Source organism: Candidatus Nanopelagicales bacterium, assembly GCA_037045355.1.
GTDB lineage: Bacteria > Actinomycetota > Actinomycetes > S36-B12.
The window spans coordinates 207,007-225,786 of the sequence record JBAOHO010000009.1 but is presented as its reverse complement, the minus strand read 5'-3'; the positions used below and the strand labels follow the sequence as shown (position 1 = coordinate 225,786).

At 66.5% G+C, this 18,780-nt stretch carries 19 protein-coding genes; 5 read left to right on the top strand and 14 right to left on the bottom strand.

All coding sequences use genetic code 11. The annotated features are described in order from the left end of the window. Positions 1-2,126 (top strand): hypothetical protein (locus V9E98_03720; protein MEI2716097.1); only part of this gene is annotated, 2,126 nt, incomplete at its 5' end. A 3-nt stretch (positions 2,127-2,129) separates the two neighbouring features. Here the strand turns inward: V9E98_03720 and V9E98_03715 are convergent. From V9E98_03715 to V9E98_03685, 7 genes are all read right to left on the bottom strand, one after another. Next, on the bottom strand, positions 2,130-3,050 hold the full coding sequence (locus tag V9E98_03715) for a PAC2 family protein (protein ID MEI2716096.1): 921 nt from the start codon (positions 3,048-3,050) through the stop codon (positions 2,130-2,132). A gap of 3 nt (positions 3,051-3,053) precedes the next feature. Next, positions 3,054-3,335, bottom strand: a complete 282-nt coding sequence (locus V9E98_03710; GenBank protein MEI2716095.1) for a helix-turn-helix transcriptional regulator — start codon at positions 3,333-3,335, stop codon at positions 3,054-3,056. Between the two features lie 172 nt (positions 3,336-3,507). Then, entirely contained in the window at positions 3,508-4,044 is a 537-nt protein-coding gene (locus V9E98_03705; GenBank protein ID MEI2716094.1) for a CinA family protein, read from the bottom strand. After that, a complete protein-coding gene (gene pgsA / locus V9E98_03700; GenBank protein MEI2716093.1) occupies positions 4,041-4,631 on the bottom strand; it encodes a CDP-diacylglycerol--glycerol-3-phosphate 3-phosphatidyltransferase in 591 nt (196 codons plus the stop codon). The genes V9E98_03705 and pgsA overlap by 4 nt, the downstream gene beginning before the upstream one ends. Continuing rightward, positions 4,628-6,034, bottom strand: a complete 1,407-nt coding sequence (locus V9E98_03695; GenBank protein ID MEI2716092.1) for a radical SAM protein — start codon at positions 6,032-6,034, stop codon at positions 4,628-4,630. The genes pgsA and V9E98_03695 overlap by 4 nt, the downstream gene beginning before the upstream one ends. A gap of 38 nt (positions 6,035-6,072) precedes the next feature. Beyond that, complete coding sequence (locus V9E98_03690; GenBank protein ID MEI2716091.1) at positions 6,073-8,454, bottom strand: DNA translocase FtsK 4TM domain-containing protein; 2,382 nt, start codon at positions 8,452-8,454, stop codon at positions 6,073-6,075. A gap of 50 nt (positions 8,455-8,504) precedes the next feature. Then, positions 8,505-9,575 carry a Ku protein gene (locus tag V9E98_03685; protein MEI2716090.1) on the bottom strand — a complete coding sequence of 357 codons (1,071 nt, stop codon included), beginning with the start codon at positions 9,573-9,575 and terminating at the stop codon, positions 8,505-8,507. Positions 9,576-9,601: 26 nt separating this feature from the next. Here V9E98_03685 and V9E98_03680 point away from each other — a divergent pair, with 26 nt between their 5' ends. The 4 genes from V9E98_03680 to V9E98_03665 are packed head-to-tail and all read left to right on the top strand — an operon-like array spanning position 9,602 to position 11,498. Further along, complete coding sequence (locus tag V9E98_03680) at positions 9,602-9,814, top strand: hypothetical protein (protein MEI2716089.1); 213 nt, start codon at positions 9,602-9,604, stop codon at positions 9,812-9,814. Next, positions 9,768-10,541, top strand: coding sequence for a hypothetical protein (locus tag V9E98_03675; GenBank protein MEI2716088.1), 774 nt, complete (start codon positions 9,768-9,770; stop codon positions 10,539-10,541). Before V9E98_03680 ends, V9E98_03675 begins: the two co-directional genes overlap by 47 nt. A gap of 1 nt (position 10,542) precedes the next feature. Continuing rightward, complete coding sequence (locus tag V9E98_03670) at positions 10,543-11,295, top strand: hypothetical protein (GenBank protein ID MEI2716087.1); 753 nt, start codon at positions 10,543-10,545, stop codon at positions 11,293-11,295. Next, complete coding sequence (locus tag V9E98_03665) at positions 11,238-11,498, top strand: hypothetical protein (protein MEI2716086.1); 261 nt, start codon at positions 11,238-11,240, stop codon at positions 11,496-11,498. The genes V9E98_03670 and V9E98_03665 overlap by 58 nt, the downstream gene beginning before the upstream one ends. A gap of 40 nt (positions 11,499-11,538) precedes the next feature. On the opposite strand, the gene V9E98_03660 is transcribed toward V9E98_03665, so the two are convergent. From V9E98_03660 to V9E98_03630, 7 genes are all read right to left on the bottom strand, one after another. Then, a complete protein-coding gene (locus tag V9E98_03660) occupies positions 11,539-12,270 on the bottom strand; it encodes a DUF2071 domain-containing protein (GenBank protein MEI2716085.1) in 732 nt (243 codons plus the stop codon). After that, positions 12,257-12,682: a DUF393 domain-containing protein gene (locus tag V9E98_03655; protein ID MEI2716084.1), complete on the bottom strand. Its 426-nt coding sequence runs from the start codon at positions 12,680-12,682 to the stop codon at positions 12,257-12,259. Before V9E98_03655 ends, V9E98_03660 begins: the two co-directional genes overlap by 14 nt. Positions 12,683-12,728: 46 nt before the next feature. Next, a complete protein-coding gene (locus V9E98_03650; protein MEI2716083.1) occupies positions 12,729-14,399 on the bottom strand; it encodes a ribonuclease J in 1,671 nt (556 codons plus the stop codon). Further along, positions 14,396-15,301: a 4-hydroxy-tetrahydrodipicolinate synthase gene (gene dapA, locus V9E98_03645; GenBank protein ID MEI2716082.1), complete on the bottom strand. Its 906-nt coding sequence runs from the start codon at positions 15,299-15,301 to the stop codon at positions 14,396-14,398. Before dapA ends, V9E98_03650 begins: the two co-directional genes overlap by 4 nt. After that, positions 15,298-16,188, bottom strand: coding sequence for an RDD family protein (locus V9E98_03640; GenBank protein MEI2716081.1), 891 nt, complete (start codon positions 16,186-16,188; stop codon positions 15,298-15,300). Before V9E98_03640 ends, dapA begins: the two co-directional genes overlap by 4 nt. Continuing rightward, a complete protein-coding gene (thyX, locus tag V9E98_03635) occupies positions 16,185-16,916 on the bottom strand; it encodes an FAD-dependent thymidylate synthase (GenBank protein ID MEI2716080.1) in 732 nt (243 codons plus the stop codon). Before thyX ends, V9E98_03640 begins: the two co-directional genes overlap by 4 nt. Positions 16,917-17,035: 119 nt before the next feature. After that, positions 17,036-18,679, bottom strand: a complete 1,644-nt coding sequence (locus tag V9E98_03630; protein ID MEI2716079.1) for an FAD-binding oxidoreductase — start codon at positions 18,677-18,679, stop codon at positions 17,036-17,038. Positions 18,680-18,780 lie beyond the last annotated feature (101 nt).

The following is an 18,780-nucleotide window of genomic DNA, read 5'->3' as shown; positions in this document are numbered from 1 at the left end:
TGTTCCCCCGCAGGGATCCGCGGCGCCGATCCCCGTTGTGGCAGCAGCGCCAACGCTCAGCCCAACTGTTGTCCGTGGCGTCGGGCTACCCCGACTTCCCGATCGTGCTGGAGACCGTGCGCGAGTGCCTGCAGGATGTCTACGACCTACCAGGGCTGACGCGTTTGTTGTCCGGCATCGAGTCGGGTGCCGTGCAGGTGACCGAGGTTGTCACCACCAGTCCGTCACCCTTCGCGCGGTCCCTGCTGTTCGGCTACGTGGCCGCATTCCTCTATGAAGGCGATTCCCCCCTGGCCGAGCGCAAGTCGGCGGCCCTCGCCCTTGATGACGCACTGCTGACCGAGTTGCTCGGCACTGCGGACCTGCGTTCACTGCTTCATCCCGATGCCGTCGCCGAGGTCGCCCGTCGGCTCCAGAGGTTGGGCGACCGGCGGGCCACCTCCGCGGAACAGGCGTGGGATGTGCTGCGCGAAGTAGGTCCCCTGGTTGTCACTGACTGCGACTCCCGCGGCCTCACTGACGAGCTCCGGTCCGAGTTGATCGCAGCGCGCCGGGTGTTCCCCTTCACCCACCGCGGCCAACAGTGGATTGCGGTCACTGAAGACGCCGCCATGGTTCGCGACGCCCTCGGCGTCGCCTTGCCGGTCGGGCTCCCGGACGCCCTCTTGGCCGCGCGCCCCACCGCGCTGTCGGACCTCATGACCCGTTACGCCCGCACCCATGCTCCGTTCCCGGCGAGCGCGCCGGCAGAACGATTCGGTCTGGGCGCCAGCGTGGTCCGCAACGAGCTCGATGCCCTGACCCGCACCGGATCGCTGCTGAGTGGCGCCTTTCTGCCCGACGGCTCGGGTACCGAGTACGTCCACTCCGACGTTCTGCGCACAGTGCGCCGTACATCGGCGGCACGGTATGCCGATGAGATCGAGCCGGTCGATACCGCAGTATTCGCGGGCTTCCCGGCCCAGTGGCAGGGAGTGGGTGCGCGGCGCGCCCACGGCCGCGACGGTCTCTTGGACGTCATCGAACAACTCGCCGGCGCGCCGCTGCCCGCGTCCCAACTGGAGTCGCAGATCCTGCCGACCCGAGTGACCGGCTACGAGCCCGGACTGCTCGACGAACTGACCAGCAGCGGCGACGTCGTCTGGTGGGCACTGGATCCTTTGCCTCGCGACGCGTGGGTCGCGCTGGCCCCCAGGGACCTGGCCGGGTATCTGCGGCCACCGGCCGTCGTGCCGGACCTGCCTGTCGACATCGAGACCCTGGCGCTGTTGGCCGGGGGCGGTGGGTGGTTCGCCGACCAGTTGGCTGCCAGGCTCTCGGACGCCAAAGGCGCCGCCGAAGTCACCGAATCCCTGCTTCGTCTGTTGTGGGCGGGGATGGTCAGCAACGACACGATCGCACCCCTGCGGCGCCGCGTCGGACGTCACCGACCGCGGCGCACGACGTCTCGTCCGGGGATGCGCAACAGACTCAGAAACGGTCGGGTGCAGCGACCGGAGACAGGTGGGCGCTGGTGGGTGCTTCCCGAGGCTGACCTCACGGATCCCTTGCGCCCAGTGACGGTGGCCGAGACGATGCTGCACCGACACGGGCTGGTCACCCGAGGTGTGGTGGCCGGTGAGCATCGGCCGTTCGCCGATGCGTATCGGGCATTGGCCGGGTTGGAGGATCGAGGGTTGTGCCAGCGCGGCTACATCGTGGATGGACTCGGCGGGGCACAGTTCGCGCTGAGCGCCGCGACCGACCTGATCCGATCGGTCCAGACCCCCGATCCCCAGGCACTGGTGCTCGCAGCCGCCGATCCCGCGAATCCGTTCGGCAGCGCGTTGCCGTGGCCGGATTCTCCAGGTCCGTCACGACCGGGCCGCAAGGCCGGGGCGACGGTGGTCATCGTCGCCGGACAACCGGCCATCTTCGTAGAGCGGGGCGGCGGCAGTCTGCTCATGTGGGAAGTCGACGGCCTGGACACTGCATGTGCGGCTCTGGTCGCGGCAACGCACGAGGGCCTCTTGAGTCCGCTCGCCATCCGCCGGATCAACGGCCAACCGGCCGAGGGCGACTTGACGGAACAACTCGAAAGGCATGGTGCAGTCGCCTCGCCAGGGGGCCTGAGAATCCGCCGGTGACGGTCAGCCGGCCGACCCACCCTCAGGGCGATGACTGTCCATCTCGGCGAGGAAACGTTCGACCTGGGCGCCGATCTGATCGGCGTCTGGCAGCGGAACGCCACCACCTTCCTCGGCGGCGTCGGCATCGCCCGCCACTCCGGCGTCGTATTGGGTCTCCAGAGCCGTCAAGAGCGGGGCGAACTCCTCGGATTCGTGGGTCTGGCGGTCGATCTCGGTCTCGGCTCGCACTGCCGCATCCTCGAGCTCATCGGTGGGGAGCACCAGCCCCGCAGCGCCGGCCAAGGCCCGAAGGAGGGCGATCGCGGCCCTCGGGTATTCGAACTGGACCAGATAGTGCGGGACCTGGACAGCCAGCCCCATGGCGTCGCGACCAGCCTGGCCCAGCCTCAACTCCAGCAGTGCGGCGATGTGTCCCGGGATCTCCAACTCGCCGAGCGTGGACGAGTGACCCGTGATCAGTTCGGGTGATGTCGCGTGGAATGTGACCCCGACCGGACGCGTGTGGGGCGCGGGCCAAGGGATTCCGATGAGGCCGACAGTGAGGTTGACGCCGAGTTCGTCGATGACATCGAGCATCTCATCGATGAACGCATTCCAGCGGTAGTCGGGCTCTGGGCCACTGAGGACCAGGAAGCGAGTACCTCGCTCGTCTGTGACCTCATGGAGTCGGACCGTGGGCATCTCGACAGCGGTGAACTGGTCCCGGTTGTAGGTCATGCGAGGACGCCGAGCTCGGTAGTCCATGATCGCGTCCGGATCGAATTCCCCGATCAGCCGGGTCTCACAGGTCTCGAGAAGGTGATTGACGGCAATATGGGCGGCGGAACCCGCGTCCATGAAGCCCGAGAGACTATGAACGAGAACCGTGCGCCCGTCGCCCGGCGTGGGTTCAGCATGCCAACGGAACAAATTCTCGTTCATGTGTCAGGCGGCCAGGATGTGTGCAGCCCGGGTGAGTCCTTGCTGTCGGGCCTCTTGCAGAGCTGCCTCGCGGCCGGCAGCAGCGAGCACCTCCGACAGCGGCGCGCTGAGCGCCCCACAGATCGCCGACAACAATTCCGATGAAGCCTCTTTTTGGCCCCGTTCGACCTCGGACAGGTATCCGAGACTGACCTTGGCGTCGCTGGACACCTCACGAAGGGTCCGCCCCTGGTCCTGACGGCGCTTGCGTAGTTCCGCACCGATGATCTTGCGCACAACGATCATGGGTCCCACCTCCTTTGCGTCACTTCCACCGCAGACTCTGCCGAGTACTGCAGTACCGCCGGGATCCTCCCGATCGGCGCCATGAATGCGACCGTACCGCCTACCTCCGACATGTGCCGGATTGGGACACAATACGCGCATTGCGAGTGGTGCAACCTCCCACGCCGCCGGGTCATTCCCGATCGAAGAAGACCGCATTCCCCGTGAGCTCAGTGGCACTGGCCGTGCCCTGTCGCGCACACAGGGTGACCACTTCGAGTGCTGCCTGAGTCACCACTGCCCTGACCGTGTCACGATCACCCTGGGTCCGCACCTCCAGACAGCCGGATCGTGGTTCCTTGCCACGGGTGCTCCGCCACCCGATGAACGCGATTCCGGGATCGTGACCGCCGTGGGGCTCGGGTCCGGCGACACCCGTGGTGGATACGCCTATGTCCGCCCCGACGTGGTCCGCAACGGCGCGAGCCATTGCCTCCGCGACCCACGGGTGCACAGGTCCCACCTCGGCCAAGAGCTGGGGCGACAGGCCCAGCAGTCTCACCTTGGCACCAACCGTGTAGCTGACCACCCCGCCGAGCACGCACGCCGAACTCCCGGGCACTGCAGTGAGCGCGGAACACACCAATCCCCCGGTGAGGGACTCGGCGACGGCAACGGTGGCCGAGGCGGAACCCAGGGCTGCGACGGCTTGCCGCGCGAGCGCAGTCATGACGGAGGAAACGCCTCGCGGATCAGGTCGCCCTTGCGACGAACGGCCAAGGCTCGACCGGCGTAGTCGATCCCGGTCGCCACTGTGAGGACGACGGCCACACCCATGACCACCGCTCGAATTGTCAGCCACGGTCCGGCGAGCGGCAGTAGATACAGCGTGATCGCCACCATCTGGCTGACGGTCTTGGCCTTGCCGCCGCGGCTGGCGGGAATCACCCCGTCGGAAATCACAGCGAAACGCAGGATCGTGACGACGATCTCGCGCCCGATGATGAGCACGGTCACCCACCAGGGCAGTTCGCCGAGCAGGGACAATCCGATGAGTGCCACGCCCGTGAGTGCCTTGTCGGCGATGGGGTCGGCCACCTTGCCGAAAGTGGTGACGATGTCGTGGCGCCTGGCAAGCCAGCCGTCGACCCAGTCAGTCAGAGAAGCGATCAGGAAAACGATGGCTGCCGCCACGCGCAGTTGGGTGTTCTGTCCGTCTTCGGCGAGCAGGAGCCAACCGAAGACCGGAACCAGCAGCAAGCGGGTCAATGTCAGCGCATTGGGGACGTTCAGGTTCGAAGGCCCGCTGCTGCTCATGAGATGACCTCGGCCACCAGGTCCACACCTTGCGATGCCACGACCCGGACGTCGAACGCATCTCCGGGTGTCGAGCCCTGCACCACAACGCTTGTCTCGCCGTCCTCCGGGCCCTGGAAGCCCAACCGCCCCACCGCCCGGGTGCGCTGTGATCGTTCCACGACCAGTCGCTGCGTACTTCCCACCCGGTCCGCTGCCCGCTGCGCGCTCACGACCTCGGCCAGTGCGGCGACCCGATCGACGCGGGCAGAGATCTCGTCGGGGTCGATGTGATCGGGCAGTTCGACGGCCTCGGTATCGTCCTCATCCGAGTAGGCGAAAACACCGACGGCATCCAACTCGGCCGCGGACAGGAACTCCTCCAGAATCTCGACGTCGGTTTCGGTCTCGCCGGGGAAACCCACGATGACGTTGCTGCGGATCCCCGCCTGCGGTGAGCGCTCGCGGATCGCCGCAATGAGGCCGAGAAATGAATCGATGTCACCGAACCGACGCATCCGGCGCAGCAGGGGGCCGCTGGCGTGCTGAAACGACAGGTCAAAGTAGGGGGCCACGATCTCGGTGTCGGTCATGGCATGCAGGAGTGTGGGACGCATCTCGGCCGGCTGGAGGTACGACACTCGGACGCGAGCCAGACCTGGCAACGAAGCGAACTGCGGCAACAGGGATTCCAGCAGGCGGGGGTCGCCGAGGTCCTTGCCGTAGGACGTGGAGTTCTCGCTGACCAGGACGATCTCGCGGACCCCTTCGTCAGCCACAAGCCACGCTGACTCGGCCAGGATGTCACCGGGCGACCGGGACACGAACGACCCGCGAAACCGCGGGATGGCGCAGAACGAGCATCGGCGGTCGCAGCCCGATGCGATCTTCACCGGAGCGACCGGCCCACGGCGCAGACGCAGCCGTTTGCTGCCAGGGAGGTCGAGGACCGGCCCATGGCCTGGTGGTTGCGTCAAACCTGGCCGTTCGACCGGCGTCAACGGAAGCAGGGTGCGCCGGTCGAAGGGATCGTGAGATTCGACGGGCTCCCCCGAGATCACGCGGGACAAAGTGTCCGCGATCGTGACGTACCCGTCGAAGCCCACGACCGCGGCCGCCTCGGGCAGTTCGGCTGCCAATTCGCGGCCGTAGCGTTCGGCCATACATCCCACCGCCACAACTGGCCGTCCGTCACCGGCGGCCTCCAGCAACGTGGCGATCGACTCGGCCTTGGCCTGGGCGACGAATCCGCAGGTGTTGACGACGACGACATCGGGTTCGACATGTCCGCCGCCGTCGCCGTCGCCGACGTCATTGACGACTGTGAAGCCGGCCCGGGTCAGGGTGGCGGCGAGTTCGTCCGAGTCCACGTCATTGCGCGCACAACCGAGCGTCAGGAGCGCCACCGTGCGCGGTTCGGTCACAGGTCGAGGGTATTGCCCCGCCGGACCGGAGCGCACTGTCACTCGCCGCGGAGCGACGTGATGATCTCCCCCACTTGGTCGGGCTTGACCAGCACCTCACGGGCTTTGGATCCCTCTGAGGGCCCGACGATGCCGCGCACCTCCATGATGTCCATCAGCCGGCCCGCTTTGGCGAACCCGACTCGCAGGCGACGCTGCAGCATGCTGGTCGAGCCCAACTGGGTGTCGACGACCAGTTCGATCGCCTGACACAGCAGATCGAGGTCGTCTCCGATTTCTTCGTCGATCTCGCGTTTGCCGCTGGAACTGTTTGTGACATCGTCGCGGTAGTGCGGCGTCATCTGCTCTTTGCAGTGCGCCACAACGGCGCGGATCTCGGACTCTGCGACAAAAGCTCCCTGGATGCGGACGGCTTTGCTGGCCCCCATCGGAAGGAACAAGCCGTCGCCCTGGCCGACGAGTTTCTCTGCTCCCGGCTGGTCCAAGATCACCCGGCTGTCGGCCAGGCTGGAGGTCGCGAAGGCGAGCCGACTCGGGACGTTGGCCTTGATCAGACCGGTGACGACATCGACGCTGGGGCGTTGCGTGGCGAGCACCAGATGGATACCGGCCGCCCGGGCGAGTTGGGTGATGCGAACCACGGATTCCTCGACGTCCCGCGGAGCCACCATCATGAGGTCGGCGAGTTCGTCGACGACCACCACGAGGTAGGGGTAGGGCTCCAGGATCCGGTCGGTGCCGGGCTTGGGCTGCAGTTTGCCGGACCGTACGGCCCGGTTGAAGTCATCGATGTGGCGGAACCCGAACTGCGACAGGTCGTCGTAGCGCAGATCCATCTCCTTGACCACCCACTGCAGCGCATCCGCGGCTCGTCGGGGGTTGGTGATGATCGGCGTGACCAAGTGCGGGACACCGTCATAGGCAGTGAGTTCGACCCGCTTGGGGTCGATCAGGATCAGGCGCAGTTCGCTCGGGGTCGCTCGCATCAAGAGACTCGTGATGAACGCGTTGATGCACGACGATTTGCCCGCGCCGGTGGCCCCGGCAACAAGCAGATGGGGCATCTTGGCCAGATTCGCGCACACGTGCGTGCCTTCGACATCTTTACCCAGGCCCACCAACAACGGATGGTGGTCGGCAGTGGCACTGCGCGACCGCAGCAGGTCGCCCAGCGTGACCCATTCACGGTCGGTGTTGGGTATCTCGATGCCGATGGCGCTCTTGCCCGGGATCGGACTGAGGATGCGCACGTCCGCCGACGCCACCGCGTAGGCGATGTTCCGCGACAGCGCGGTGACCCGTTCGACCTTGACGGAAGGACCGAGTTCGATCTCGTAGCGGGTGACGGTCGGTCCGCGCAGGAACCCTGTGACCTGCGCATCGATCTCGAACTGACGCAACACCTCGGTCAGAGCGGCGACGACAGATTCGTTGGCGGCCGTCGCCTTCTTCTGCGGAGGGGCGGACGCGAGTACCGCGGGATCCGGCAGGCTGTAGGAGTCGTCGTCGGTGAGCCGCAGTTGCTCGATGCGCGTGGGTGGGCCCTCGGGTAAAAGTACCGGCGACTTGCGCGGAGGCGCGGACTGGTCGACGACCTCGATCTCCTCAGTGGGCGGGTCATCCGGCACGTCGGTGACCGTGAGGTCGACCACGGGAGACGCGAACGGTTCATCCCCATCCAGCGGGCCATCGGGCTCCGGGGACGAGCGGCGCGCAGTGACCTTGGCGCCCGCAGCGCGCAGCCGACCCGGAATCTGATTGAGCGGGGTCGCGGTGAGGATGAGCACACCAACGACGAACAGCAGCAGCATCAAGATGACGGCCAGGATGGTGCCGACCGATGTCACGAACGGCGCCGTGACGACCCAGCCGATGACCCCACCTGATTGACCCATGGCGTCCAGGCCACGAGTGGGGCTGGGGGAGCCGGCTGCCACTGCGCGCAGACCGAGGAACGACACGAGGACGGCGACCCATCCGACCAAGAGGCGGCCCGTGAGCTGCGCTTGGTCGGGGTGGCGCAGCAATCGCCAGGCCAGCCACAGCAGCAAGGCGGGCAGGATCCAGTGGGCCAGTCCGAACAGGCCCTGCGTCAACAGCTCGATGACACCGGCGAGGGGGCCATCGGCGGAGAACCAGGACACTGTGGCGACGACGATCGCTGCCAGGATGGCGGTGAGGCCCCAGCCGTCCCGACGAAGGTCTGGGTCGATGTCCTCGTCGCGACCGACGGACCGGACCAACCGACCGATCAGGTGGGCCAGCCCCAGCCACGCGGCGGCGATGCCGCGGCCCAGACCCCGCAGGGCGCGGCTGAAAAACCCGGGGCCGGGGTCGGAGGGGGGAGCCTTAGAGGCACGCGGTTTCGGCGTCGCCGTGGACTTGCGGGGACGCGAAGATGCGGTGGACCGACTGGCCATGGTCCGACTGTAAGTGGCGCGCAGGGGCCCAGGCGGGACCGAAACGCGCGTCAGGCCGACCGTTTGCGGGTAGCGGTCCGCTTGGTGGCTGTCCTGGCTGCTGTCCTGGCTGTTGTCCTGGCTGTTGTCTGGGTCCCCGTGTCGGGGGCGGGCTTCCGGGCAGTGGATTTCTTGGCGGCGGGCTTCTTCGCTGCGGGCTTCTTCGCGGTCGACTTCTTCCCGGCGGGCTTCTTGGGGGCGGATTTCTTGGCGGTGGACTTCTTCGCAGTCGGCGTACCGGCAGTCCGGGTGCTCGCTGATCGCTGGACCGCGGCAGCCGCACCGTCCGAGGACTTGCCCCGCGCTGCCTGACTGCGTGCCACACTTTCGCGCAGGGCGGCCATCAGGTCCACGACGGGCGCCGGCTCGTCTCGCCCCTCGACAACTTCCGGCACCATGCCCTCGCCACCGGCAAGTTTGGCGTCGATCAAGGCCAGGAGGGCCTCGCGGTAGTCATCGTGGTACTCCGCGGGATCGAAGTCCCCCGCCATGGACTCCACCAGGCTCTCGGCCATGCGCAGTTCCTGGGGCCGGATGGGGGGTTCCTCATCCCGGAATCCGAAGTCCGCCGCACGGACCTCGTCGGGCCACTTGAGGGTCTGGAGCACGATCACCCCATCCCGCACCCGCAGGCACGCCAACTGCGTGCGCTGCCGGATCGCCACCTTGACGATCGCGACCCGTTCGGTGGACGCCAGCGCCTCCCGCAACAACACGTACGGCTTGGTGGCGCGAGCATCCGGCTCGAGGTAGTACGTGCGATCGAAGAGCGTGGGGTCCACCTGCTCGGCGGGGACGAACTCCATGACATCGATGTCACGCCCACCGGGCACGGCGAGGTCGGTCAACTCCTCGGGATCCATGATCAGCCGCCGACCGGACGAGTCCTCATAGCCCTTGGCGATCTCGCTGTAGGACAGCTGTCGACCGCAGACCTCACACTCACGTTTCAGCCGGATTCTGCCGCCGTCCTCGGCGTGGACCTGGTGGAACCTGACGTCGTGGTCCTCCGTTGCTGCGTACAGACGGACGGGCACATTCACCAACCCGAAGGTCACGGCCCCTTTCCACAACGCTCTCATTGCGCCAGCATGTCGCCGTGCGACCCATGCTGGCTACCCCCGGACCACTTCCCAGCGGCACGCAATGGGCCTTCGAACCGAAATTCGACGGAATTCGGCTCATTTGCGACATCACCGAGGCAGGGATCCGGCTCACCAGTCGCTCCGGCCGCGACCTGACCAGCAGCTTTCCCGAGGTCTTCGGTCTCGGCGATGCCCTGGCGCGGAAGGGGACGACCGACGCGCTCGTTGGACGGTGAACTGGTGGCCGCCGGGGTCGCAGTTCCCCGCTTGGGGGACATCGCCTCGAGAATCCACCGAGCCCATCCGACGCCAGCTCTGATCCGGAATCGGCCGGTTCGATACGTACTGTTCGATCTGCTTCGACTCTCCAGGCTGGATCTCATCATGCAGCCACTGCGTGTGCGCCGGGCCCAACTAGAAGACCTGCTCCCCTCCGGAACCGCGTGGAGCGTGATCGATGTCTTCGATGACGGCGATGCACTGTGGCGAGCCACCGCTGAACAAGGAATGGAGGGGGTGGTCGCCAAGCGGTGGGACTCTCGCTATCGGCCCGGTGTGCGCAGCGCCGACTGGGTGAAGTCCGTCCACCGCTCGACCCAGGACCTGGTCATCATCGGGTGGCGCCCACAGTCCGGTGACCCCCGACGGGTCGGCTCCCTTGTCGTGGCACAACCTCGCTCCGGCACGCTGCAACCCGTCGGCGCGGTCGGCTCGGGCATGACGTCGGACCTGTCCCAAGCGCTGTTGTCGGTCTTGCCGCAACTGGCTCGCCCACAGCCGCCAACTGCGGTGTCGGACGTGCCGAGCGATGTGCGCTGGGTCGATCCAGCCTTGGTGGTGGCCGTGCGCAGCCTCGGTCGAACGAGCGACGGACGTCTGCGGCAACCCACTATCGTGGCGATCCGCCCTGATCTGACCCTCACTGACCTGTCCGACGTGGACCTGACCTCTGAGGATGGCTGAGATGTCGGCACAATTCGTCACCGTCGCGGGTCGGACCATCCGCGTGACCAATCTCGACCGCGTCATGTATCCCGCCGACGGCATCACCAAGGCCGAGGTCCTGCACTATCTGCTTGCCGCTGCGCCCGCAATCGGAGCCCGGCTCCACGATCGCCCCCTGACCCGCAAGCGGTGGCCGCACGGAGTGCGGGAGCAGGCCTTCTTCGAGAAGAACCTCCCCGCGGGGGCGCCGGACTGGATCGATACCGTCACGCTGGGCCGAGACCCCGTGCGCTATCCCGTCATGCGCGATCGCGCACCGGCGGCCGCTCTGGCATGGTTCGCCCAACTCGGAGTACTGGAGTTCCACGTTCCCCAGTGGCGCTGTACCCTGTCCGGCACTCCCCTGCCACCGGACCAGGTGGTCGTCGATCTCGATCCCGGTCCCCCCGCCGGACTGAACGAATGCAGCGAGGTCGCGTTGGCGGTCCGTGACGCTGTGACCGAACTCGGACTGCCCTGCCATCCCGTGCTGTCGGGCAGCAAAGGGATGCAGTTGTACCTGCCCTTGGCGAAGGAGGCGCCCCTGGCGAAGGAGGCGCCCCTGGCGGCAAGGAGGCGCCCCCGGCGAAGGACGCGCCCTCGACGAATACCGACGGATCACATCCCGGTCGCCAGGCGGCGGAGCACACCGCCGAGTTCGCGCGCACACTTGCCGTGGCCCTGGAGCAGGCCAGGCCCGATCTGGTGGTGTCTCGGATGGCGAAGACACTAAGACCGGGCAAGGTACTTCTCGACTGGAGCCAGAACAATGTCGCCAAGACGACGATCGCGCCGTACTCGCTGCGCGGCACCGACCACGCTCATGTCGCCACCCCCATCACCTGGGAAGAAGTTGAGTCCGGTGAGTTGCACCAGTTCGGCCCCGACGAGGTTCTGGCCCGCCTCGATGTACTTGGGGATCTGCTCCCTGTCTAGCCGGATCGCCCAGGTCCGTGCGCGGATCACAGTCGAGTCGTCACAGGAACTCGGGAGCCGTGAATCGTGTGTGCAGACCCGCTGAGAACAGCGTCGGCACATCTGGAGGCCCGCTGACCGCCACCCCCGCTGCGCGGACCAACTGATCGTCGCAGTCGACGACCGTCGCGCGGAGTAACTGCCAGGGCGGGTGCGTGTTTCGAATCCATGCGGTCCGACCACCCCACCGGGCGTGCAGGCCCCAACGAGCGGTCAAGAACACCGCCAGATCATCCGGTTCGGCGATGCTCTCCCCAACGTCGACGATGACGCGGGAGGTCAGGCCACGGTGCGGCCAACGGCGCCGTGTGACCCAACGACGCCGCATTCCGTCCACATCATTGCGCTGCCGTGACCACGTGTAGGGAATCCGAACGGTTCCCCGGGCGAACAAAGACACGAGCAGGCGACTGGACTCCAGACTGAGGAACACCACACCATGACGACCTGAGTCATCGACGCTGTACAGGCGCACGTTGGTCTCGAGGAAGTCACCCAGGTAGGGAAACGGCGGCGACCCGTAGGCGCGGGTATTGCGCATCTCGAACGGGACGAGCCCCACATAGGTGGCACCGTCGAAGACGTCGGGCCGGGTTCCGGCTGGGAACAGGGCTCGGATCTCGTCCGGGTCGACCCGCCAATGCAGGAACGCCAGATCGCGCCAGTCCTGCTCGAACACCACGGGCCGGTCCGGCAACGGGGGTGGGGAAACCGTGAACTCAGACGGCAGCACGCGAGCCACCCGGCCGGTGGGCCTGGCACGCCGGTGTCGATCCGGGCAACCGATAGCGGTTACGCGCCACCAGGCGATAGCAGGCGTTGGCGAACTGGACGACCCCGGGAAGCGACATGAGCGCGCCCACGATGGGCCACGGTTGCCGTCCGGTCGCCAACAGCGCAGCCGCGGCTCTCGCCTCGGACCTGACATCACCAGGCGCCGACACCCACTGGATAGAGGTCTGACACTGCTCGGCGGATATCCCGAGTTCGGCGAGATCGACGAACTGCCAGGCGATGACAGTGGCCGTCGGGCGGACGAATCGCTCGGCCCACTGCACGGTGGCGGTGCAGAACCCACAGTCACCGTCGAACAGGAGAACCGGGGACTGCCGACGTGCGGGATCGAGTCGAGTGACGACTGTCATGTAGCCACCGTCGCACGCCTACGAAGCGCTGTCGATTCCGAGTCGGTCAGACCTCGACCACGATGGGCACGATCATGGGGCGGCGGCGATGGGTCTTGGAAACCCAGCGCCCGACGATGCGCCGCACGATTTGCTGCAACTGCTGCGCATCAGTGACGTCGTCGGCCAGCGCACGTTCGAGGGCCTTGGCGAGTTCGGGCCGGATGTCATCGAAGATCTCGTCGTCGTCCGCGAATCCACGCTCGTGCAGCTCGGGGCCCGCGACCACCTTGGCGCTGTTGACATCCACTGCGACGAAAACCGAGATGAACCCTTCCTCGCCAAGGATGCGGCGGTCTTTCAACTGCGACTCGGTGATGTCGCCCACGCTGGAGCCGTCGACGTAGACGTAGCCGACGGGGATGTGGCCGACCTCTGTGAACTCGCCCGCCACGAGGTCGACGACCGTGCCGTTCTCGGCGAGCACGATGTGGTCGGCCGCTACCCCGGTCAGCTCGGCCAACGCGGCGTTCGCGCGCAGATGCCGCCATTCACCGTGCACGGGCATCACGTTGCGCGGTTTCACGATGTTGTACAGGGTGAGCAACTCGCCGGCCGACGCGTGCCCCGAAACGTGCACTCGGGCATTGTTCTTGTGGATCACCGTCGCGCCCTGCTTGATCAGGCCGTTGATGACGCGGTTGACCGAGTTCTCGTTGCCGGGGATCAAGGACGACGCCAGGACGATGGTGTCGCCGGGACCGACCTCGATCTCATGGTCGCGATTGGCGATCCGGGACAGGGCCGCCATCGGTTCGCCCTGGGAACCCGTGCAGATCAATACGGCCTGATCGTCGGGCAGATCCTTCATGTTGTCGAGACTGATCAGGGTGTTGCCCGGCACCTTCAGATAACCGAGGTCACGGGCCACGTTCATGTTGCGCACCATCGAACGACCGACGAAAGCAGCGCGTCTGTTGTGAGCGACGGCGGCATCCAGAACCTGCTGGATGCGGTGGACGTGGGAGGCGAACGAGGCCACGATCAACCGGCCCTTCGCCTGTGCGAACACCCGGTCGAGGACCGGGGCGATGTCTCGTTCGCTGATCAGGAATCCGGGGACTTCGGCGTTCGTGGAGTCAACGAGAAGCAGGTCGACGCCCTCGTCGCCGAGTTGCGCGAACGCGTTGAGGTCGGTGGTACGACCGTCCAACGGGAGCTGGTCGATCTTGAAGTCGCCGGTGTGGATCACGACATGGTCGGGCGTTCGAATGCCGAGCGCCAGGGCATCCGGGATCGAGTGCGTGACGTTGAGGAATTCCACCGTGAACTGCCCGATGGTGACTTCCGTGTCGGCCTGGACCTCACGAAGGTCCGCTGTGAGCCGATGTTCGCGAAGTTTGGCTTCGAGGAACGCCAGAGTGAGTTTGGACCCGAAGATCGGGAACTTGTCGTGTTCCCGGAGGAGGAACGGAACTGCCCCGATGTGGTCCTCGTGCCCATGGGTGAGGACCAGCGCCACGACGTCGTCCCAGCGATCATCGAGATAACTGAAGTCGGGCAGGATCAGGTCGACCCCGGGTTGCTGCTCCTCGGGGAACAACACTCCACAGTCGACGATCAGGAGCTTGCCGCGGTACTCGAGAACAGTCATGTTGCGCCCGATGGCGCCGAGTCCACCCAGCGCGACTACACGCAGACCGTGTTTCGGCAAGGGTGGCGGTGTCTTGAGTGTCACAGTTCGAATCCGCCCGCTTTGAGATCCTGCCGCAACACCTGCCGCTGGGCATCATCGGCCGCGACCAGCGGCAGCCGCAATGACCCCCCGCCCGGACGCTCGAGCAGGTCGAGAGCCGCCTTGACCATGATGACTCCCTGGGTTCGGGTCATGACGCCGGTGATCACCGGCACCAGGGACAGGTTGATCGTCGCCGCAGTCGCAGTGTCACCGGAGTCGAAGGCAGCGATCATGGCGGCGAGTCGATCGGCCACGACATGTCCGATGACGCTGACAACCCCCGCGGCCCCGATGCTGATCAGGGACAGGTTCAGGCCATCGTCGCCGGAGTACCACGCCAGCGAGTCGCCGACCTCGGCGATCACCCGTGTGGCCGCGAACGGATCACCCTTCGCGTCCTTGTTGGCGACGATCCGCGGGTGCTCCGCGAGACTCACCAGGGTCTCGTGCGCGATGGGAACCCCGGATCGACCGGGGATGTCGTACATCATGATCGGGGTCTGCGTGGCATCCGCGACGGCCCGGAAATGCGCCAGGAGCCCGTTCTGGGGTGGCTTGTTGTAGTAGGGCGTCACCACCAGCAGGCCGTCGGCACCGGCCCTTTCTGCGGCGTGGGCCAACTCGAGCGTGTGCGCGGTGTCGTTGGTGCCCACACCTGCCACCACCGTGGCGCGGTCGCCCACGGCTCGAATGACCTCACACAGCAGTTCGTACTTCTCTTGGTCGGACGTGGTGGGTGACTCGCCCGTGGTGCCGCTGATGACCAGTCCGTCGTTGCCCAGATCGACTAGGTCCGAAGCGAGTTCGGCTGCTGCGGTGAGGTCGACAGCCCCCTGGTCGGTGAACGGAGTGACCATGGCGGTCAGCACCCGGCCGAAGGGGGCGTTCGTCTCGGTTGTCATGGGTTCACCGGTCCTGCCAACGCCGAGCGTTCGACGTACGTCTTCGCGGCCTTGTCGTGCAAGGCCTGCCGTTGCGGATCCCACAGGGGCCACAGATAGTCGAGTATCCACCCGAACAGCGCCAGGAACCCGATCAGGGGCAGTACTTGCAGCATGTTGAGAACGCCGGGGATCAGCCATCGCAGCAGTGCGGGACCGAATCCCGGGACTCTCCGCCCCGCCAGGACCTTCCGGGTCCCCACGAGTCGATCGGCGACAGTCTGCCCGGATATCGCGACCAGGAGGACACCGTTGAGCAATCCGAGCGCGATCGTGACGAGGCTGAACCACCCCACGAATGCCAGGAACCCCGGACCGATGATCTGCTGCAACTCAGCCTGACTGGGTTGGTAGTTCGGGTTCTGCTCGATCCTGGTCAGCCATTCGTTCCACAGTTCGGTGTTGATGACGTCGCCGAATCCACCCGTGAGCGAGGCGATGATCCAGACGACGATCGCGGCGATGACGCTGATGATCAGGCTGTCGATCAGGTAGCCGAAGAACCGGCGCCACCAACCCGACAGCACCTGACCATCAGGACCGAGTCGCTCGACAGCGGGGGTTGCGGGCTGTCCCGGTTGCCACGGCGGAGGGGCCACGATCGGTGGCGCCGGCGGCGGGGCGTCTGCAGGCAGCGTGACGGGGGCTGAAGGTGTCGAGGCGGGGGCTGAAGCGGTCGAGGCGGGGGCTGAAGGTGTCGAGGCGGGAATGTCGGGATCCGGGAGGCCAGCGGGTTCCGGGGGGACGTCGGGGGGTGACACATGCTGAGTCCACGCCCGACCGTTCCAGTAGCGAAGCTTGGTGGACCCACCCGGATCGGGGTACCAACCGGCCGCCGGCTCGGTCACGGGGAGACCCTGCCGTTGGCCTCGAACGCGGCATGAGTCAGCGGCATCAGTTGGGCCCACTCGCGTTCCATCAACTCGGCGACCATCTCGATCTCGCGCTGGGGGAATGACGGGAAGTGGGCATCGTCACGCTTGGTCCGCAACGACAGGAAGTTCATCAGGCTGCGCGCATTCATGGTCACGTACATCGACGAATACGTGGCGACCGGAAGCACACCACGGGCGACCTCGCGAGCGACTCCCGCAGCCAGCATGGCCTGGTAGGCGGAGTACGCGTGAGCACAAGCAGCAGTGGTCTGCTCGACCACTACTTGGTGCTGCTCCCCTGTGCCGGGCAGGAAGTCGTAGGCCCCGGGTTTGCCCTGCTGGACCAGGCGTCGGTTCGGGCCGGGGACGTAGAAGACCGGCTGGAGTTCGCGATAGCGGCCCGACTCCTCGTTGTAGGAAGCCATGCGATGACGCATGAACTCCCGGAAGACGAAGATCGGCGCCGACACGAAGAAGGTCATGGAGTTGTGCTCGAACGGGGTGCCGTGGCGGTCCCGCATGAGGTAGTTGATCAATCCCCGGGAGCGCTCGGGGTCAGCGGTGACGTCGTCGAGCGAAGACTCCCCTTTGGTCGACACACGTGCAGCCCACACGACATCGGCATCCGAGGCACTCGCCTTGACCAGATCGACGGTCATGTCGCTGCGGTACTGCACAGCGACCTCGGGGGCATCGGCCATCGGGGCTCCTTTCGCCGGGCCAAGGCTAACCCCTGATCCACCGATCCCTCGGCTCCCGCGCGCCACCAGTGAGATCAGGGGTAACCCGCTCCACCGGTCGGCTGGAGCCGCGAAACGCGTCAGCGCTCGGATACCGGGACCAGTGCACCCGGGTTCAACACACCCTGGGGGTCGACCAGTGACTTGATCCCGCGCAGCAGCCGCAACCCCTCCAACCCGATCTCCGCTTCGAGCCACGGTGCGTGGTCACGCCCCACCGCGTGATGGTGGGTGATGGTGGCTCCTCCCGCCGCGATGGCATCCATGGCAGCTGCCTTGGCGGTCGCCCATTGGGCGACCGGGTCGTCTTGGGCCGGGACGATCACCGTGAAGTACAGCGAGCCGCCCGTTTCGTAGACGTGGGAGATGTGCGACATGACGTAGGGATCGCGACCCTCGTGGTGCAGTGCGGCCTTGAGCGCGGTCGCCACATCGTCTCGAACGCGATGCAGGTCCGACCAGTGACTCGCGGTCTCGAGAGTCTCCACGATGTAGCCGCGATCGAGCAGCACGTCACGCAGGTACGGCCCGTCGTAGCGATGCTTGCGCCACGAGCCCCCGACCCCCGCCCCGAGGGTGGCTGGCTTGTGGTCCTTCATGACCGCCCACGCGGCCGAGCGACGAGCGGCCAGGAACCTGCGTGAATAGCCTTCCCAGCCCAGGATCGCCATACAACCACCCTCGACATTGCGCAGGTTCAGATAGCGCTCGAACAAGTCACCGGTGCGGCCCTTCGGACCGGACATGGCCAACGTGGCAGTGGTCTCGGGAGTGTCCGACAGTCGCATGACGTCGGCGGTGACGCGGTGCTGGGCGAGGTCACGAAACGCCGCTACCCCCGCCTCGTAGGAGGGGAACATGAGGCCCTCGTAGCGGGTCACGGTGGGCAGATGACGAATGCGCAGGGTGATCTCGGTGATGACGCCGAACGCCCCCTCCGATCCGATGAACAGTTGGCGCAGATCCGGGCCGGCGGCGCTGCGCGGACCGCGACCCAATGTGAGGTCACCCATCGGCGTCGCGACCCGGAGGGACTCGACCATCTCGTCGCTGCGGCCGTAGCCCGTGGAGGCCTGCCCCGCCGACCTGGTCGCGGCGTAGCCACCGATCGTGGCCCGCTCCCACGACTGCGGTAGATGTCCCAGCGTGAGGCCTCGGGTCTGCAGGATTCGCTCGAGCACAGGTCCGGTGATGCCCGGCTGCACGGTGGCGGTCATGGAGTCCTCATCGATACTCACGACGTCAGCCATCTGATCGAAGGCCATCGCCACCCGGGGCTGGTCACCCGCCACCGTGACTCCGCCCACGACCGAAGTCCCCCCGCCGTAGGGCACGACCGCGATGCCCTCGTTGGCGCACAGGGACAACAGTTCTCGGACCTGATCGTGGGAGGACGGTCGGACCACGGCGTCGGGGATCGCGCGGGGGTCGAGGTCGGCAGCGCGCAGGTGGAGATAGTCGGTCAGTGAACAGCCGACGCTGTGGCCGAGCCGATCCCCCGCGCTGGTGCTGACCGCGGCATCGCCGACGATGGCGCTCAACCGCCCGATGGGTTCCGCGGAGAGCCTGGTGGCAGGCACAGTCAGGTCGGCCGCCGGGTGGGGCGGACGGGGCGCGGGATCACCGAGTGTTCCCGTGAGGAACTCCTCGGCGGCGGCGGACAGTTCCACCGGTTGTGGGGGGGTTCCCCATCGTCCGTATGTGGTCGCCGATGCGATGGCCATGACAGTCCTTCCCTTCCCCGGCGGCGGCGCCGCCGGAGCGTGTCCCTTGGGGTCGTGGGCACTTGGTGCATCCGAGTCCGGTTGATGGCGGAAATCATCGA

Coding starts and splice junctions, on each gene's coding strand:
- V9E98_03715 (MEI2716096.1), bottom strand. CDS start 3,050: ATGAACGAGAATTTGTTCCGTTGGCATGCTGAACCCACGCCGGGCGAC.
- V9E98_03710 (MEI2716095.1), bottom strand. CDS start 3,335: ATGATCGTTGTGCGCAAGATCATCGGTGCGGAACTACGCAAGCGCCGT.
- V9E98_03705 (MEI2716094.1), bottom strand. CDS start 4,044: ATGACTGCGCTCGCGCGGCAAGCCGTCGCAGCCCTGGGTTCCGCCTCG.
- pgsA (MEI2716093.1), bottom strand. CDS start 4,631: ATGAGCAGCAGCGGGCCTTCGAACCTGAACGTCCCCAATGCGCTGACA.
- V9E98_03690 (MEI2716091.1), bottom strand. CDS start 8,454: ATGGCCAGTCGGTCCACCGCATCTTCGCGTCCCCGCAAGTCCACGGCG.
- V9E98_03685 (MEI2716090.1), bottom strand. CDS start 9,575: ATGAGAGCGTTGTGGAAAGGGGCCGTGACCTTCGGGTTGGTGAATGTG.
- V9E98_03680 (MEI2716089.1), top strand. CDS start 9,602: ATGCTGGCTACCCCCGGACCACTTCCCAGCGGCACGCAATGGGCCTTC.
- V9E98_03675 (MEI2716088.1), top strand. CDS start 9,768: ATGCCCTGGCGCGGAAGGGGACGACCGACGCGCTCGTTGGACGGTGAA.
- V9E98_03670 (MEI2716087.1), top strand. CDS start 10,543: ATGTCGGCACAATTCGTCACCGTCGCGGGTCGGACCATCCGCGTGACC.
- V9E98_03655 (MEI2716084.1), bottom strand. CDS start 12,682: ATGACAGTCGTCACTCGACTCGATCCCGCACGTCGGCAGTCCCCGGTT.
- dapA (MEI2716082.1), bottom strand. CDS start 15,301: ATGACAACCGAGACGAACGCCCCCTTCGGCCGGGTGCTGACCGCCATG.
- thyX (MEI2716080.1), bottom strand. CDS start 16,916: ATGGCCGATGCCCCCGAGGTCGCTGTGCAGTACCGCAGCGACATGACC.
- V9E98_03630 (MEI2716079.1), bottom strand. CDS start 18,679: ATGGCCATCGCATCGGCGACCACATACGGACGATGGGGAACCCCCCCA.